The sequence below is a fragment of the Rhizobium sp. Leaf262 genome (assembly GCF_001422245.1).
Taxonomy (GTDB): Bacteria; Pseudomonadota; Alphaproteobacteria; order Rhizobiales; family Rhizobiaceae; genus Agrobacterium.
Genome location: NZ_LMMM01000001.1, coordinates 390353 through 404644, shown reverse-complemented (window position 1 = coordinate 404644; position 14292 = coordinate 390353). Strand labels below are relative to the sequence as shown.

Here is a 14292-nt window from a genome sequence, read left to right as displayed (position 1 = left end):
CTTTCATGTCTGGGCCGCATCATGGCGCAAGCTTGCGCGCCATGTCTTCGAGACGCTTGTGCGGTGGAGGGCCCTTTTGCGGTCCGAGTGCCTCCGTCTTTCCATCTTCGCGCACCAGATAGCTGGCATGCACAAAGCCATCATCAAAGCGTCCTTGAACGGTGACGGGCTCGCTGGGCCGGACCAGCATGCCGCCCTCTCCCTCTGGGCCGGTTTCGATCAGTGCCTTGCCGCTGCCATCCTGCAATAGGAACTTGTTGCCATAGATTTCGGCGACAGTACCCTTGATCGTCACAAGGCTGGATGGCGGCATGGTCGAGATGGCAACCGGCGTCATCGGCGCCATCTCAGGCGTCGGGCGCATCAGCTTCATGGCACCTGCCCCCCCAGCGGCACCAAGTGCCAATGCAACGACAGCGGCGATAGCGGGAATTGCCAACCGACTGCGTTTCTTATGCGGCGGATGATCGGGACCCGTTGCGGGATGAGGATGTTCAATATCGTGGTTTTCGGTCTGCATTTCAGTGCTCCTTTTCAATGACACCACCAATCTAGACCAGCGACCCGAACACCGCGCTGAACCTTCCCGTTCAGTTTGAGTTAAGCTGCCATATCTAGATTTTCAGCCTTTCTCTCACTGGAAAGTTCACTCATGCGCGTGCTGCTCGTGGAAGATGACGCAGACCTTGGAGGCAGGATCGCAGCGGCGCTTCGGCTCGAGAATTTCGTGGTCGACATCGCCCGCAATGGGGAGGATGCGCTCCATGCTGGCCTTACAGAACTCTTCGACGTCGCCATCCTCGACCTTGGTCTACCAAAGATCGATGGTGTTTCGGTTTTGAAAGGGTGGCGCGACGGCGAGCGGAACCTGCCGGTCCTGGTTCTGACCGCGCGCGATGGCTGGCCTGACAAGGTAGCAAGCTTCAAAGCCGGTGCTGATGATTTTCTGCCCAAACCGTTCAAGCTGGAAGAGCTGGTGTTGCGACTGCGTGCGCTGGTACGCCGCGCCGCCGGCTACGCATCGGCGCGGGTGAACTGCGGCCCGCTGCTGTTCGATGCACAGTTGGGAACTTTCGAAATGGACGGGCTTCCGCTTAAGCTTACGGCGCTGGAATGGCGCGTCCTGTCCTGTCTCATCCTGCGAAAGGAGACCATCGTCGACCGGCGCGAACTGAATGAAAAGGTCTACGACGGCGATGCCGAAGTGGATTCCAATTCGATCGAGGTCATCATTGCGCGATTGCGCAAGAAGATCGGCGCCGAACGCATCGAGACTGTCAGAGGCCGAGGATACATGCTGACGGCGGGGGTTGCGACTTGAGGAAGCCCGTTTTGAAATCGCCACGCTCGCTGGCGGGAAGACTTTTGCTATTCTCGGGCATTTTCGTCACGGCAGCGCTGGTGGTGGCATCGGTCATTTTGGCACTGGCGCTCAAGACAGTCGTACGGGAGCAGATCGACCAGAGGCTGGACACGCAGATCAACGCGCTCGCCAGCGCTCTTCAGAAACAGGCAGACGGAAGGTTGTCCCTCTCTGCCTCCATGGATGCCGCCCCTTTTGACCGCGCCGGTTCTGGCTGGTACTGGCAGATCGATGGCGGTGCGCAACGGCTGACATCACGCTCTCTGATGACAGACACCCTCGAGGCCTCGCTGCCGCGCCAGTCGCTGAGACGCATGATGAGCGGAATGCCGTCGCCCGGCGAAAGCCATGATGAAAACGGGCGCTCGCTCTACACCCGCCAGATCATGCATGACGTCGATGGCACAATGGCAACCATTACGGCAAGCGCGCCTGCGAGTGCATTGATCGATCCGGCGCTGAGAGCCCTGCTGTGGTTGATCCCCTGCATGCTTGCGCTTGGTCTTGTTCTGCTGGGCGGCACCCTGTGGCAAATCCGTTTCGGCCTGCGTCCTCTCGTCGCGATGGCGGCGGATATCGATGCGATCAATCGCGGCGAACTGGATCGGTTGCCACCCCAGAAAACAGCGGAACTTGCGCCGCTTTCTGGGAAAACAAACGCGCTTCTGACCGCAAACGAAGAGCGACTAACCACCACGCGCATGCAATTCGCCAATTTGGCGCATGGGCTGAAAACACCTGTGGCAAGTCTGCTGCTGGCCTTAAATGACAGCAACGATCCGGACGGTTCTTTGCGTGATGTCGGACGGCGTATCGATCAGAGGATAAAACACCACCTTGGGTCGACCCGCCAGGCCATGGTGACGAAGGGCGCTATCAAGGGAGCTAATGTCGCAGCAACCGTTTCCGATCTTCACCTCGCGACCAGTTCGATCCATGCAGACCGGAACATAGGCTTCGAAACATCGATTGCCGAAGAGTTGACCGTTGCCTGCGACGACAACGATCTGGAGGAAATGCTGGGCAACCTGATCGACAATGCTTTCAAATGGGCAGCGACCAAGATCACGGTGACGGCAGACAGGGATGGCCCCCACCTGCGCATCTGCATCGATGACGATGGACCTGGCATCCCCGCGTCGCGCATGGAGGCAGTTATGCTGCCCGGCGTGCGGGAAGACGAACGCATTGCGGGTTCGGGTTTCGGACTCACCATCGTCAACGAGATGGCGGAGCTTTACGGAGGGAGGCTATCTCTCAAGGGGAGATCACCGAGCGGCCTGCGTGCGGTTCTCACCCTACCGGCAGCGGCCAGATCATCGGCCGGGCCGCAAACCTAGCTCATACATCAGCGTTTCCGGTGCAACTCGTCATCCTGAATGCCGAAATGATCGATGATCATGTTGACGTTACGACGATGAGACTTGAAATACACATCGAAAAGATCACCCACCAGCGGGACGCTGCCGAAGACCGCATCCACGCCGATATTGCCGACCATACGCGCCAGCTTCTCACGCGGGACACCGAGACGGCGGCCTTCATTGACGATGTAGAGACCGACCAGTGCTCCGGCCCCGTCTCCGACAAGGGGAACAAGGCCCATGATCGAGTCCGCCCCGAAGCGAAAGCGCGTTCCGGGAATACCGACAGCCGTGTCCATCAACCGCGCGATACCGGACAAACGACGCAACCGCCGAAGACGCTCTGCATGATCGATGAAATCGCTTGATGTGTGCGTTTTCGCCCCGCCCGCATTCCAAGTTTTAGCAGCCACAGTAGACTCCAAACCGAAAAGAGAAATCGTATCTTCTAAAGGAATGGGGATGCGACAAGCCGTGTTCAAGTCTTCGAGATCGCGATCGCACTTTTCATAATGATGCCGTGATCCCACCATCGACATAGAGAACATGGCCGTTGACGAAGGTAGACGCGGACGAGGACAGGACTATACAGGCCCCTACTAGCCTGTCTCAACGGATTGTAGTGGCAAATTTCGTGAAGGCATCACAAGACATGAGGTGTTGGTAGTCTTTATGGATCTGGCGGTCTATGTCATCTGGGCACAGATAAGCGAAGCTCGATGAAACCAGATCAAGGCGGGAAATACGGATAACAGCATGCACGGTTCCCTCTCATTGACCGTCCGCTTGGACATCTACACAGATGGCTCTTTCGCTCCCGCCTCGCAGCGCGGCGGCTGGGCTTTCGTCGCCGTTGCGGGCAATGAAACGATTGCAACGGCGTCAGGTCATTTCGATGGTGGAACCAACAACACGCTGGAGCTTTTCGCCGTGCTGAAGGCCGCAGAGTGGGCCAACGCTAATGCGCTTGATCACATCGTCACCATCTGGTCGGATTCCCACCATGTCGTGGAGGGATGCAATCGCTGGCGACCCATCTGGAAGAATAGCGGATGGAGGAGATATTCCGCCAATCCGAAGACGCGCAAACGCCCCCTGCCCGACGCATCGCTCTGGCAAAGGCTCGACGCCGAACTGGCCAAAAATGCCATGCTGAATGTCGCATGGTGCAAGGGTCATCAGGGCAATGACGGCAATGAACGCGCCGACGCGCTCGCGGGCGTGGCGAAAGACCTGGAGAGATAGGTTCGCGGCTCCACGTTGCTGTGCATTGCTAACGACGTCGAGACGGATATTCGTCCTTTTGTCTGAAACCGGACGGAGTAAATCCTAATGTAGCAAATGAGGCAGGTTTGACGCATAAGCCGACATTGCCTCCACAGACTTGAGGCTAACGCTTCCCCACCCGGAGGAATAATGGCCTTGTCATCGCAGAACCGTGTGCACAACCTCTTGCTTCGTGCTGCACCGTCTGACGCTTTTGCTCTGCTTGATTCCCATATGGAACGCATCGAACTGACCTCCCGACTGACACTGGTGGAGCCGGACAGTCCAACCCAGTTCGTTTGCTTCATCGAAAGCGGCCTTGCCTCAGTCGTCGTCATGACACCCAATAGCCAGATGACCGAGGTCGGCCATATCGGGTTTGAAGGCGCAACCGGGCTGCACACAACTCTCCATTCGGAACAGACGCCGTCGCGAACATTCGTTCAGGGCGAAGGTTTCGGTTATCGTGTTCCAGTTTCTGTTATCAGAGAAATTACCGAGCAGGTCCCAATGTTCGGCTCACTGTTGCTGCGCTACGTCCAGGCCAGCAATATCCAGCTTTCCTACACAGCGGTCGCAAATGCGCGGTTCAGTATCTATGAGCGTCTCGCGCGCTGGCTTCTCATGTGTCAGGATCGGCTGGGTGACGACATCGGACTGACCCATGAATTTCTCGCCGTCATGCTGGGCGTACGCCGATCCGGCGTGACCGATCATCTTCACCTGCTTGAGGGCATCAACGCCATCAAGGCCACACGTGGCAATATCCGCATCCTCGATCGCGCCAAGCTGGAGGAGATTGCAGGGGCCTGCTATGGTGTTGCGGAACGTGAATACGAGCGGCTTGTGGGACTTTCTCCGCGTCTTCTGAAGCTTATTGATTGAACAATCTTATCGTCTGGCTCGTGCTGACGGTAACGGCAGGGCAAACTTCAAGTTTTTGTACGAAATCAGACACAAAAACTAAATTAGTAAAAAATCATGATTTTACGCGATTTGGGGTCTACTCTTCGCATTCACATACGAAAATTCCCCGAGAACTGATTCATCGGCGGGGTCTGGCGACGATTATGAGGAGCCATACCAATGACTATATCGCATTCATCAAGTCAAGAACACGACGAAGCAAGACATATGGATGAACCGACGTTCCATGCACTAGAACTGCAGGGCGATCGATCCACGGGCGAATTTCAGCCCGGCGTAGATAAGGCAATTGGCTCAGTCCTGATCCTTGAAGACGAACCTCTTATCGCAGTGGATCTCGAATATACGCTCAACACCGCAGGTCATGCTGTTCACATCTGCTCATCATGTAGCGATGCGCTGACATGGCTTGAGCGAAAAAGACCATCTGTTGCGCTTCTCGATGTGCACTTGAAGGACGGACCCGCGACGGAAGTGGCTTCACGTCTCAAATTGATGGGCATACCTTTTATCGTTTGCACAGGGCGTGATCGTACTGGCGCCCCCGAAATCTTCCTGAAGGGTAGCTGGCTGAGCAAACCTTGCCCACCTGAATTGCTCTTAAAAAAGGTGGACGACGCGCTTCAACCACAAAGCTGAAGGAGATTGTCATGCCCGGTCATGCATTTTAAAGGAAGCCCGCAATCACGGGCTTCCTTTTTTGCTTTGATTACGCCCGTTTTTTGGACGCCTTGGTGTTTGCCGAACCTTCGCCCAGTTCCGTCAATTTGGCATCCGTCGCAATTTCTTCCTGAAGGGTTGCATCCAAGAGATCTGCGGCTTCCGTGTATCCGAGCTTGAGCGCCCAGCTCTTCAATGTGCCGTAACGGGCGATTTCGTAGTGTTCCACGGCTTGCGCTGAGGAAATCAGACCTGCGTCGAGCGCTTCGGTACCCTTATAGTCTTCCATGATCTCTTCGCCTTCGGCGATGATACCCTGAATTGCTTCACAGGTCTTACCACGAGCGCTCTTGCCGAGAAGTTCGAAGACCTGTTGAAGGCGTTCGATCTGACCCTCGGTTTCTTCCTTATGATGAAGAAATGCAGCCTTACCCTCGTCGGACTGGGCCGCCCGCGCCATCTTTGGCAAAGCTTTCAAAATCTGCTTTTCAGCAAAGTAGATGTCTTTGAGAGTATCGAGAAAAAGATCGTCGAGTGTTTTTTCGGCCATGGGTATCTCCTGCTTCGGGTGTTGGGACCTGCCGAACCGTGAGTAAGACCGGAAGTTCCAGATAAACATGTGCCGGGTTCGAAAAACCCGCCGCACCTGCGTAAGCGTTCCTAGCCTCGAAAATCCCCTTCATTCGTTTCACGCTCGTCGTAATTGACATCCCATTCCTTTTTTGAAGGTTTTTTGCCTGGCGGATTTTTGTGAACAGTCGCGTCATCTGAGCCGGTGATAACACGTGGTTTGGCGCTAGCGACGCCGTTGTTGTCGCTCCGCTCAAGCCCTTTGGCGTATTGCCCCTCGGCATCCTTGTGAATGTCATCAAGGTCAGACTTCTCGTCTTTCGAAATAGGCATGATCGTCTCCTTTGTTCTTGAAAGAACTTATCGACGCATAACGCGACGGGTAAGCATGTTCCCTTCGCCGAACAAACGGTTGCATCAGGAGTTCCCCAACTGCATCTTGGACTGGAGGATCGACCGACAGAGTTTGGTGAATCTCAGGACGAGCATTGGTCATCGCCGAACGGTTCGGGACGTGGCGCCCAGCCTAGTGACGCAGCAATGGATCGGAAATAATAGTGAGCGAGACTGGTGCATTTAAAAGCGTGCACCGCAGCATGGAAAATCCACTTGCCTAAAAATCATAATATGACTTTAATGGCTAGATAGTATCTATCCGTTGGTCCTCCATGTGCTCTCTTCCTCCCCCCTTCTTCGAAACATCCAACGGTTTGTCATCACTTATGCACGGCGCGAGCGCGTGACATCAGTGAAATCCACCCATGGCATGTAAAGGGAAGACAAGTGAAAATCGCGATTGTTGGATGCGGATCACGTCACAAGATGTTCCGGGATTCCGTGACCGAAGACTATGCAGACCGGCACGAGATCGTGGCGCTGTGCGACAGCAACGCGCATCGTCTGGGAGAAGCGGCACGAGCTATTTCCAAACCGGGGACAAACGGTGTTCCGACCTATCTCTCTGACAACTTCGACCAGTTGATTGCCGAACAGAAGCCAGACACAATTGTCGTTGCCACCCCGGATTATCTGCACTCCGATTATATCGTTCGGGCATTCGAAGCGGGGTGCGATGTCATCTGCGAAAAGCCGCTGACGATCGACCTGTCGCGACTGAAACAAATCGTCGATGCGCAGGCGCGCACCGGACGTCGAGTGATGGTGACGTTCAATTACCGTTATTCCCCGGCGCGCACGCAGATCAAGGACATGCTGACATCGGGCGTGATCGGCACCATTACGGCTGTCGATTTTCGCTGGCATCTGGACCGCGTTCATGGCGCGGATTATTTTCGTCGCTGGCACCGGCACAAGGAAAACTCCGGTGGTCTGCTCGTCCATAAGTCCACACACCACTTCGATCTTCTCAACTGGTGGCTGGCCTCGGCTCCGACGCAGGTTTTTGCGTCGGGCAGGAGGGCCTTTTATCGACCGGAGACGGCAGTGGAGCTTGGTTTGCAAGACCACGGCCCCAGATGCACGGACTGTCCCGTGGCGGAAAGATGCGTTTTCCGCCTGGACCTTTCAGCAGACGAGCAATTAAGGGCGCTATATCTCGACGCAGAAGATGAGGATGGTTACTATCGGGATCGATGTGTCTTCGATGCCGATATCGGTATCGAAGATACGATGCAGGCACATATTCGCTATGCATCCGGTGTTACAGCAAACTACACGCTGACCGCCTACTCACCCTGGGAAGGTTTGGAAATACGTTTCCAGGGCACGAAGGGCGAAATCGTCCACAAGCACATCGAAGTTCACGGCGTGTTCGGCGGGGTTCGCGACCATGCCGATGAGGAAGCCATCACGACGGAACTGCATCTTGCTGGTGAAACCCCACGGATGATAGACGTTCCCAAGGCGACAGGTAATCATGGCGGAGCAGATCCGGTCATGCTCGGTTATATATTCGCACCTGACAGTATGGAACCGGACCGCTTCAATCGCGCATCCGATCACATTTCGGGAGCATGGTCGATTTTGACCGGGATTGCCGCCAATGCATCCATCGAAACCGGCGCAGCCGTCGATATTCAATCAATGCTCAAGTCCCGTGGAATCCACATCTGAGACGCTTACGATGGGGAGCAGCGCCAAGTAGCGGCTTCTTTTGGAAGCCTTAAACGGAAAAAGCCTGCCGCGGGAGGAGGTGCGGCAGGCTTTAAACTTGATCGACAACTGGGAGGAGGAGTGTTGCCGATCCATATCAAGCGACGCTGGGAGGAGGAGTGCGTCGCTTCGATGATTTGAATATAGCGATCTCATCGAATTTTAACAGAGCAAGTCTCGCAATGCAGCAATGCAAATTTGCATGGCTTCGGGGATACTGCCCGGTTTTTCATCATTTTAAAATTGGCGGGAATTCGTCAGACGTCGCGATGGACCTGAAAACCGGCAAAGGATTGGTTCACGGGCATCAACTCGATGCTGTTGATGTTGATATGCTTAGGCTGGGATGCGACCCACTGAATGGTGTTGGCGATGTCCTCAGGCAGGATCGGATTGACGCCCTTGTAGAGCGTATCAGACGCGCTCTGATCGCCACCGGTGCGGACAACGGTGAATTCGGTTTCGCACATGCCTGGCTCGATGGATGTGACGCGCACGCCCTTACCATGCATATCCGATCTCAGACCCAGCGAAAACTGACGCAGAAATGCTTTCGTGCCTGCATAGACATTGCCGCCCGCATAAGGCCAATGGGCGGCGACCGATGAAAGATTGACGATCATGCCACGGCGTTCGATCAAGATCGGCAGCAAGTGATGCGTGATGTTGAGGAGGCCTGTGATATTAGTGTTGACCATCGTGTGCCAGTCCTTCAGCGGCACATTCGGTGCTGTAGCGGTGCCGAGTGCCAGTCCGGCGTTATTGACGAGAACGTCGATCTCCTGGAACTCTGCCGGAAGCGCAGCAAATTCAGAGGCCATGGCAGCCTCGTCGGTAATATCGAACACCATGCCATGAAAGGCACCACCGATCTCGTCTTTCAGCGCGGCGAGGCGCTCGGCGCGGCGACCGGTACCGATGACTTTCCAGCCGTTCTTTGCAAAGAGTTTTGCCGTCGCATGGCCGAAACCGGACGTTGCTCCAGTGATTAGAATTGTACCGCTCATCATATGATCTCCACTCTATTCGTTTTCTTTTTTCAGCAGCGCCCGCGCGGCGTGGGCAAGACATTCCCTGAACGCCGTCAGGTCCGTATAGACATCGCCCGGCGCCGCGTCGCCAATCACCACGACGCCGCCCCGGCGCAGAATACCGCCGTGCAGCATGAGATTGTCTGCCATGTCGAAATTTTCGATGGAAAGCCCGTCAGAGCCGCGGTAGCGGCCCGTTTCATCCTGCGTGGCGACATCGCCGTAATGGCGCATGATGCGGGAAAAATGGTTGGCGGTCACATTCGTATAGGCAAAGACAGGTTTGCCCAGCGCGCACATGAAGCCCAGTTCGTAGCTCGTGCCGGTATCGGCCGCAATGCCGCGAAAGGGCGTGATATTGGCGATGATAGCATCGGCCTCCATCATCATCTGCTCATCGACCGCGTTGATGTTGCAGCCGTGTGCGACTTTTGTGTCCGCAGGCGGTATTTGCAGATCTCCCGGGGAAAGAGGAACAAACCCGGCCTCACGGGCAAGATCGGCTTTGGCATCGAGCATATCACGAGCATTGGCCAGAAAAACTTCCGGCCCCGCGAGATAGATTTTGACTGGCATGAAACGCGTTACTCTTTCGAAAAACAATGTGTGACGCACAGCTTAGCCTGTCGCTCCTTCGCTGTGCAAGGCCGCCAGTCATGTAGAAAAGCATGGTGAGGCGGTATCGCGCTCACGCAGTTTCGGTTATAGCCTCCTCGATGATCCAAGGGTGGAGCAATACATGGCGGCGACGATCCGTTATCACGAAGGCGATATTTCGAAAAACGATGCGGCCCGTTACACCGGTGCAGTGGCCATCGACACCGAAACGCTGGGCTTGATACCGAGACGCGACCGGCTGTGCGTCGTTCAGCTGTCACCTGGCGACGGGAGTGCTGATGTCATCCGTATCGCTGCCGGTCAGACAGAAGCACCGAACCTCGTCATGCTGCTGGAAGACCCCTCCCGCCAGAAGATTTTCCACTACGGTCGCTTCGACATCGCGGTTCTCTTCCATACGTTTGGCGTGACCTGCACACCGGTCTTCTGCACGAAAATCGCCTCCAGGCTTTGCCGTACCTATACGGATCGCCATGGGCTGAAAGACAATCTGCGCGAGATGCTGGACGTCGACATCTCCAAGGCGCAGCAGTCTTCCGACTGGGCTGCGGAAAAATTGTCACAGGCGCAACTGGAATATGCAGCCTCCGACGTGCTTCATCTCCATGCCCTGCGCGACAAGTTGACGACACGCCTGATCCGCGATGGTCGCTATGAGCATGCCGAGGCCTGTTTTGCATTTCTGCCAACCCGCGCCAAGCTGGACCTTTTGGGCTGGGACGATACGGACATCTTCGCGCATAGCTGAGCGGGTGCTGACGTGGTTAGCACATCGTTAAACATTCCACTGCATGCTTAGACAGATGATTCGCACCTGTTCTCTCAAAGACGCAGGATCGACACAGCACTGCGCCGCATGAGCGGACGAAAATGACACCTGCCTCGTCGCCAAGGCCCCATCGAAGCCGGGCCGGTTCCAGCTGATATGTGCAAGCGCTTGACGTGGGCATATGTCACCACGAAGGGAGCGCGCAATGCTAACGCCTGTCAGCCCGGTCAGTGCAGTGGATGTGTCGTTTGCCACCCCCACACCGCGTCAGGATGCAGTCACCAGCCCCACGACACCAGCCCCCACCACTATCCGCGAGCAACACGGTGCTGTGACCAATCTCGCATCCAACACGGGGATACGCGCTGTATCGGGAGAGCTTCAGCTTTCCAACAATGCCGGTGTGTTAGCGGAAACGCTTGGAAAGCTGCTGAACATCGCCCGCATGGACGGGGAAGCCGCCGACGCCTATGTCGCACGTCTGGTAGAGAGCATAAAAACGTTCCCCGCTGACCAGAAGGCAACGCTTGAAAAGGCGCTGGGCAGCATTATGCGCGGCATAACGCTCGACATTCTCGCTGCCGCCTTGAAAAGTTCGGCGGGGCCTGAAGCGGCACGATTGGCAGTCATGTTCGAGCTATCCCGTTCCGGCCCGGCGGGACGCCAGACAAAGCCGTCTATCCCTGCCTACCTGCAAGACATCCTGCCTGAGAGCCCCGTCCTCGCCCAGATAAAGCCAACACCGCAGATTTCTGCCGGCACTGCAGACAAGGTACTGACCGCGCTGCCACAACGCATGTCAACCGCGCCTTCAGATGCTGATGGCATCAAGTTCGGCACGCTTCCCTTACAGCCATCCGTTTCGGAGCCGCAGGTGGACAACGGTACGCTTCCGCTCACACCGAAGCCTGCAACGGGCATGGCGCCCGCCGCGACAACCAATAGCGCGCAAACCGGCCTTGCCGCGCAAGCTGACATGACTGAGAAGCTGCCTTCACCAGACACTCGGCACGCACAATCAGCTACGACTGGAGGCGGGCAGACCCCGCAAAATTCGGCCACCTCACTGCCTGTGACATCACACGCTGCGACGGTCACGCCCTTGCCGCCAGCGCCGCAACACATGGATGAGGCGGACGTTCCGCGCCTCCAGCCGCAACTCCTGACACCTTTGATCGAAGGTCCGTCGAAGTCGGCCATATCAAATGCCTTTTCCAAGGCATCTCCAAAGGAGATGGAAAATCTCTTGCTTGCGGTGCTTCTCGACAGGTTACCGGAAAGCGCCGATGTCAAATCAACGCTCGCTGCTGCACCATTACCGGCAATGGCTGGGGAGGAGTTGGAGCATCCGGTCAAATCGCAAACGCCTCAGGTACCAGTCTCTCAGGCAAAGTCTGATCCTGGCGACGGAAACCCAGATGACATCCCCTCCTCGCAGCGCCCCGACATCGTCGCGGCTCAAAAGGCCGCCATTGTGCACGATGTAAAGGCCGCCATCCTGGAACAGCCAACGCTTCAGGCGGCAGTGGCTGCCATGATAGCAAAGGAGGGAACGGCACTGCCCTTCATTGCCTATCCAATGGCAAAGGACGAAGACGAATCCGATACGCCACCCCGTGGACGCCTGCCGTCTTCCGAAGGTGGCTCCGAAGATTCCGAAAATGGTAGCGACGATGAGGACCAGGACCCTCCTAAGGAAGAACGCACAGCCGCCAATGATGAAGCCATCGATCATTCCCTGTCGGAAGGCGCAAATGATGACAATTCGCTCGGCAACGCCGAATCCTATTATTTGAAAATGAGCGGATTTTCCTGAACCGACAGGATTAAATGAAAAACCCGCCGGATCGCTCCGGCGGATTCTTTATTTCGGATATCAATCAGACCGATTACTCGGTGCGACCCTTCAGAGCCGCGCCAAGGATGTCGCCGAGCGAAGCGCCGCTGTCGGACGAACCGAACTGAGCAACAGCTTCCTTCTCTTCTGCGATTTCCAGAGCCTTGATCGAAAGCATGACCTTGCGGTCCTTCTTGGAGAAGTTGACGACGCGGGCGTCGAGAACCTGGCCAACCGAGAAACGCTCTGGACGCTGATCATCACGATCACGTGCTAGGTCGTTGCGGCGGATGAAGGATGTGAGATCTTCGTGGGCAACGAGCTTCACTTCGATACCACCTTCGTTCACGCCGATAACTTCAGCGGAAACAACGGCGTTCTTGCGCAGTTCGCCAGATGTCGCGGCGTCGCCGACGGCATCCTTACCGAGCTGCTTGATGCCGAGCGAAATGCGTTCCTTCTCGACGTCAACGTCAAGAACGACAGCCTTAACGGTGTCACCCTTGTTGTATTCCTCGATAACCTGCTCGCCTGGACGGTTCCAGTCGAGATCGGACAGGTGAACCATGCCGTCAACGTCGCCTTCGAGACCAATGAACAGGCCGAATTCGGTCTTGTTCTTGACTTCGCCTTCGACTTCAGTGCCGGCCGGATGGCTGAACGCAAATGCCTGCCATGGGTTCTCGAGGGTCTGCTTGAGGCCCAGCGAAATACGACGCTTGGAAGGATCGACTTCGAGAACGACAACGTCGACGTCCTGTGTTGTGGACAGGATCTTGCCGGGATGTACGTTCTTCTTGGTCCAGGACATTTCGGAAATGTGGATCAGGCCTTCGATGCCTGGCTCCAGCTCAACGAATGCACCGTAGTCGGTGATGTTCGTGACCGTACCGGAAATCTTCTTGCCAACTGGATACTTGGCAGAGATGCCATCCCAAGGATCGGACTCGAGCTGCTTCATGCCGAGCGAGATACGGTGGGTTTCCTGGTTGATGCGGATGATCTGAACCTTGACCGACTGGCCAATGTTGAGGATTTCCGAAGGATGGTTGACGCGACGCCAAGCCATATCCGTGACGTGCAGCAGGCCGTCGATTCCGCCGAGGTCAACGAACGCACCGTAATCGGTGATGTTCTTGACGACGCCGTCAACAACCTGGCCTTCTTCGAGGTTCTGAACGATTTCAGAACGCTGCTCGGCGCGGGACTCTTCGAGAACCGTACGACGCGATACAACGATGTTGCCGCGACGCTTGTCCATCTTGAGGATTTCGAAGGGCTGCGGGTTGTGCATCAGAGGCGTTACGTCGCGGATCGGACGAATGTCGACCTGCGAACGTGGAAGGAACGCAACAGCGCCATCCAGATCGACGGTGAAACCACCCTTGACCTGGTTGAAGATAACGCCTTCGACGCGTTCGCCAGCTTCGAACTTGGCTTCGAGCTTGACCCAGCTCTCTTCGCGGCGAGCCTTCTCGCGCGACAGAACGGCTTCGCCCAGAGCGTTTTCAATCCGCTCAACGTAAACTTCGACTTCGTCGCCGACCTTCAGGCCGCCGTCTTTCGAACGGGCGCCGAATTCCTTGAGCGCGATGCGGCCTTCGACCTTGAGGCCGACGTCAACGATCGCAACGTCCTTTTCGATCGCCGTGACGATACCCTTGGCTACATAGCCTTCAGCAAGGTCATTGGAAGAAAAGGACTCTTCGAGCAGCGCTGCGAAATCGTCGCGCGTGGGAGTAGCTACAGACATTCAATCTCCTGAGAGTATCCAA

Annotated in this window: 15 protein-coding genes and 1 pseudogene; 8 read left to right on the top strand and 8 right to left on the bottom strand. The window is 56.1% G+C overall.

What is annotated here, in order from left to right; translation table 11 throughout:
• Positions 1–19: 19 nt before the first annotated feature.
• On the bottom strand, positions 20–520 hold the full coding sequence (locus tag ASF29_RS01850; RefSeq protein ID WP_062447984.1) for a hypothetical protein: 501 nt from the start codon (positions 518–520) through the stop codon (positions 20–22).
• A 132-nt stretch (positions 521–652) separates the two neighbouring features.
• On the opposite strand from ASF29_RS01850, the gene ASF29_RS01845 reads away from it, so the two are divergent.
• On the top strand, positions 653–1321 hold the full coding sequence (locus ASF29_RS01845) for a response regulator transcription factor (protein WP_062447981.1): 669 nt from the start codon (positions 653–655) through the stop codon (positions 1319–1321).
• Positions 1318–2703, top strand: a complete 1386-nt coding sequence (locus tag ASF29_RS01840; RefSeq protein ID WP_062447979.1) for a HAMP domain-containing sensor histidine kinase — start codon at positions 1318–1320, stop codon at positions 2701–2703. The genes ASF29_RS01845 and ASF29_RS01840 overlap by 4 nt, the downstream gene beginning before the upstream one ends.
• 8 nt (positions 2704–2711) lie before the next feature.
• Here the strand turns inward: ASF29_RS01840 and ASF29_RS01835 are convergent, their stop codons facing one another.
• Together ASF29_RS01835 and ASF29_RS23750 are read right to left on the bottom strand one after the other, a co-directional pair.
• The gene (locus ASF29_RS01835; protein WP_062448620.1) at positions 2712–3140 is read right to left on the bottom strand and encodes a DUF4112 domain-containing protein; all 429 of its coding nucleotides are present in this window, start codon (positions 3138–3140) and stop codon (positions 2712–2714) included.
• Positions 3141–3234: 94 nt separating this feature from the next.
• A pseudogene (locus ASF29_RS23750) lies at positions 3235–3342 on the bottom strand (gluconate 5-dehydrogenase); the annotation flags it as partial.
• Between the two features lie 141 nt (positions 3343–3483).
• Here ASF29_RS23750 and ASF29_RS01830 point away from each other — a divergent pair.
• The 3 genes from ASF29_RS01830 (at position 3484) to ASF29_RS01820 (ending at position 5559) form a co-directional block, all read left to right on the top strand.
• Positions 3484–3972 carry a ribonuclease H gene (locus ASF29_RS01830; protein WP_062447977.1) on the top strand — a complete coding sequence of 163 codons (489 nt, stop codon included), beginning with the start codon at positions 3484–3486 and terminating at the stop codon, positions 3970–3972.
• Positions 3973–4143: 171 nt separating this feature from the next.
• Positions 4144–4878 carry a Crp/Fnr family transcriptional regulator gene (locus tag ASF29_RS01825; RefSeq protein ID WP_062447976.1) on the top strand — a complete coding sequence of 245 codons (735 nt, stop codon included), beginning with the start codon at positions 4144–4146 and terminating at the stop codon, positions 4876–4878.
• 201 nt (positions 4879–5079) lie between these two features.
• Positions 5080–5559, top strand: coding sequence for a response regulator (locus ASF29_RS01820; RefSeq protein WP_082453337.1), 480 nt, complete (start codon positions 5080–5082; stop codon positions 5557–5559).
• 70 nt (positions 5560–5629) lie between these two features.
• On the opposite strand, the gene ASF29_RS01815 is transcribed toward ASF29_RS01820, so the two are convergent.
• Positions 5630–6130: a ferritin-like domain-containing protein gene (locus ASF29_RS01815; protein WP_062447974.1), complete on the bottom strand. Its 501-nt coding sequence runs from the start codon at positions 6128–6130 to the stop codon at positions 5630–5632.
• Positions 6131–6240: 110 nt separating this feature from the next.
• Positions 6241–6483, bottom strand: coding sequence for a hypothetical protein (locus tag ASF29_RS01810; protein ID WP_062447971.1), 243 nt, complete (start codon positions 6481–6483; stop codon positions 6241–6243).
• Between the two features lie 450 nt (positions 6484–6933).
• Between ASF29_RS01810 and ASF29_RS01805 the strand changes: the two genes are divergently transcribed.
• Positions 6934–8223, top strand: coding sequence for a Gfo/Idh/MocA family oxidoreductase (locus ASF29_RS01805; RefSeq protein ID WP_062447968.1), 1290 nt, complete (start codon positions 6934–6936; stop codon positions 8221–8223).
• 296 nt (positions 8224–8519) lie between these two features.
• Here ASF29_RS01805 and ASF29_RS01800 read toward each other — a convergent pair whose 3' ends face one another.
• Both ASF29_RS01800 and ASF29_RS01795 read right to left on the bottom strand, forming a co-directional pair.
• Positions 8520–9269, bottom strand: coding sequence for an SDR family oxidoreductase (locus ASF29_RS01800; RefSeq protein WP_062448617.1), 750 nt, complete (start codon positions 9267–9269; stop codon positions 8520–8522).
• Between the two features lie 15 nt (positions 9270–9284).
• Entirely contained in the window at positions 9285–9869 is a 585-nt protein-coding gene (locus ASF29_RS01795) for a nucleoside 2-deoxyribosyltransferase (protein WP_062447966.1), read from the bottom strand.
• A gap of 163 nt (positions 9870–10032) precedes the next feature.
• Here ASF29_RS01795 and ASF29_RS01790 point away from each other — a divergent pair, with 163 nt between their 5' ends.
• On the top strand, positions 10033–10659 hold the full coding sequence (locus ASF29_RS01790; RefSeq protein ID WP_062447963.1) for a ribonuclease D: 627 nt from the start codon (positions 10033–10035) through the stop codon (positions 10657–10659).
• Between the two features lie 226 nt (positions 10660–10885).
• Positions 10886–12496 carry a hypothetical protein gene (locus ASF29_RS01785; RefSeq protein WP_062447960.1) on the top strand — a complete coding sequence of 537 codons (1611 nt, stop codon included), beginning with the start codon at positions 10886–10888 and terminating at the stop codon, positions 12494–12496.
• Positions 12497–12569: 73 nt separating this feature from the next.
• Here the strand turns inward: ASF29_RS01785 and rpsA are convergent, their stop codons facing one another.
• On the bottom strand, positions 12570–14270 hold the full coding sequence (gene rpsA, locus ASF29_RS01780) for a 30S ribosomal protein S1 (RefSeq protein ID WP_062447957.1): 1701 nt from the start codon (positions 14268–14270) through the stop codon (positions 12570–12572).
• Positions 14271–14292: the final 22 nt, after the last annotated feature.

Excerpts from the sequence above, each read along its gene's own strand:
- ASF29_RS01850 (WP_062447984.1), bottom strand. The coding sequence starts at position 520 with ATGCAGACCGAAAACCACGATATTGAACATCCTCATCCCGCAACGGGT.
- ASF29_RS01845 (WP_062447981.1), top strand. The coding sequence starts at position 653 with ATGCGCGTGCTGCTCGTGGAAGATGACGCAGACCTTGGAGGCAGGATC.
- ASF29_RS01830 (WP_062447977.1), top strand. The coding sequence starts at position 3,484 with ATGCACGGTTCCCTCTCATTGACCGTCCGCTTGGACATCTACACAGAT.
- ASF29_RS01825 (WP_062447976.1), top strand. The coding sequence starts at position 4,144 with ATGGCCTTGTCATCGCAGAACCGTGTGCACAACCTCTTGCTTCGTGCT.
- ASF29_RS01820 (WP_082453337.1), top strand. The coding sequence starts at position 5,080 with ATGACTATATCGCATTCATCAAGTCAAGAACACGACGAAGCAAGACAT.
- ASF29_RS01815 (WP_062447974.1), bottom strand. The coding sequence starts at position 6,130 with ATGGCCGAAAAAACACTCGACGATCTTTTTCTCGATACTCTCAAAGAC.
- ASF29_RS01810 (WP_062447971.1), bottom strand. The coding sequence starts at position 6,483 with ATGCCTATTTCGAAAGACGAGAAGTCTGACCTTGATGACATTCACAAG.
- ASF29_RS01800 (WP_062448617.1), bottom strand. The coding sequence starts at position 9,269 with ATGAGCGGTACAATTCTAATCACTGGAGCAACGTCCGGTTTCGGCCAT.
- ASF29_RS01795 (WP_062447966.1), bottom strand. The coding sequence starts at position 9,869 with ATGCCAGTCAAAATCTATCTCGCGGGGCCGGAAGTTTTTCTGGCCAAT.
- ASF29_RS01790 (WP_062447963.1), top strand. The coding sequence starts at position 10,033 with ATGGCGGCGACGATCCGTTATCACGAAGGCGATATTTCGAAAAACGAT.
- ASF29_RS01785 (WP_062447960.1), top strand. The coding sequence starts at position 10,886 with ATGCTAACGCCTGTCAGCCCGGTCAGTGCAGTGGATGTGTCGTTTGCC.
- rpsA (WP_062447957.1), bottom strand. The coding sequence starts at position 14,270 with ATGTCTGTAGCTACTCCCACGCGCGACGATTTCGCAGCGCTGCTCGAA.